Source organism: Microbacterium sp. sgz311019, assembly GCF_056135325.1.
In genome coordinates, this window is the sequence record NZ_JBWAXO010000027.1 from 1 (window position 1) to 1,851 (window position 1,851).

Sequence of the window (1,851 nt, forward strand, 5' to 3'; positions counted from 1 at the left end):
CCGCGGGATTCAGTTGATCGATGCAACACCCTCCCCGGAGGTGATTGCTGATGTATTTGACCCTGTCCTCGCCCACTGCGGTGCGGCTTCTGACCGCGGTGAAGGAGGGTGAGAGTCTCAAGAAGTCGGCACGCATGGCCGGGATCAGTGTGCACGGCTCGTACCGGCTATTGCGGGACAGGTACCTGCAGCTGCGCCGGTCCGGGCTGGACTCCGCGGCGGCCGTCGCCGAGATGGGTGTGCGCACCAGGCACATCCCGGAGTGGGAGGCCCTCGTCGAGCATCCCCGGCTTCGCCATCAGCGTGCCGTTGCGCAGACCGTCGAGGCACGGTTCTGGGCCGCGTTCGAGGCGGGCATAACGGTGCCGGCCGCCAGCGTGGCTGCGGGCATTTCCCGCGCGACTGGGCATCGTTGGATCACTCGTCGATTCGATCTGCTCCGCGCCGACCGGGTCAGCGTCACCGAGTGCGGTCGACGACTGCGTCTTCTCCCCGGGAACGCGGAGCAGCTCGAGCACCGCCGGCAGGTCGGCCTCCGAGCCCGGGACAGTGCAGCTGCCGCCGCCCGTCGCATCGCGTTGGCCACTGCCGCCAGGCACGCCGAGCAGGCCACGGCTCTGCCCGGAAAACTGAAGAAGAAGCAGGCCCTGGTCGAGCAGTACTGGCAGTTGATCCGCCGGGGCGCGAGCAACACCGAGGCCTGCAGAATTCTCGGCATGTCGCGCAGAGCCGGGAGCGAGATTCGTAAGCAGGCCCAGGACCGTATCCCCGCGCCACGCGGTTCTGTTCGTGGGCCGGGTCGCTACCTGGAACTGCGGGAACGTGTGTTGATTGCGGACCTCCGCCGACTCGGGTTCTCGATCCGTAAGATCGCGGGGCATCTCGGCCGCTCCCCCTCGACGATCAGCCGGGAACTGCGCCGCCATGCCACGACCGACGGCAACTACCTCCCCGCCACGGCCGACCATGCCGCCCACCTGCAGCGGGCTCGACCGAAGACGCCCAAGCTCGCCGCGAACAGCCAACTGCGTCACCTGGTGCAACGCAAGCTGAACCGGTGCTGGTCCCCGGAAGAGATCAGCGGTTGGCTGCGGAAGACCTACCCGGCCGACCCGAGCATGCGCATCTGTCACGAGACGATCTACCGCGCCCTGCTCACCCGGGAAGGCACCGGGCTGCACAAGCGCTACACCAGCAAACTGCGCACCGGCCGCCGCATCCGCAAGAACCGGTGGCGCCACAACCACGTCACCGGCAACTCCCGCATCCGCAACATGATGATGATCCACGAGCGCCCCGCCGACGTCGACGACAAGACCACCCCCGGGCACTGGGAAGGCGACCTGATCCTCGGCACCGGATCAACCTCCGCGATGATCACCCTGCGCGAGCGGGTCACTCACTACGGCATCGTCATCAACCTTCCCCGCGACCACACATCGGCCACCGTGAACGCGGAGATCATCCGCGCCTTCAGCCGGCTCCCGAGCCACCTCAAGCGCACACTTACGTGGGACCAAGGAGTCGAGATGGCCGGCCACGCCGAACTCACCCGCGCCACCGGCGTCCCGGTCTACTTCGCCGAACGCTCCAGCCCCTGGCAACGCGGCGCGAACGAGAACTTCAACGGACTGCTACGGCAGTACTTCCCGAAAGGCACCGACCTCTCACGCCACAGCCCGAAGCGCGTCATCCAAGTGATGGCCGAGCTCAACACCCGACCGCGGAAGAAGCTCGGTTACGACACCCCAGCCGCACGATTCAAGACCGCCCGAACCAGCGCAGCCGAGCTGCGCTAGCCTTCCCCAAAACGACCAAGTGTTGCGACGACCATCAGAATCCACCGCCCCG

1 protein-coding gene is annotated in these 1,851 nt (G+C 67.0%); it reads left to right on the forward strand.

Annotated features, from left to right (window positions below):
- The first annotated feature begins 50 nt into the window (after positions 1-50).
- A complete protein-coding gene (locus tag AC0NZN_RS18330) occupies positions 51-1,799 on the forward strand; it encodes an IS30 family transposase (RefSeq protein ID WP_474593760.1) in 1,749 nt (582 codons plus the stop codon).
- Positions 1,800-1,851: the final 52 nt, after the last annotated feature.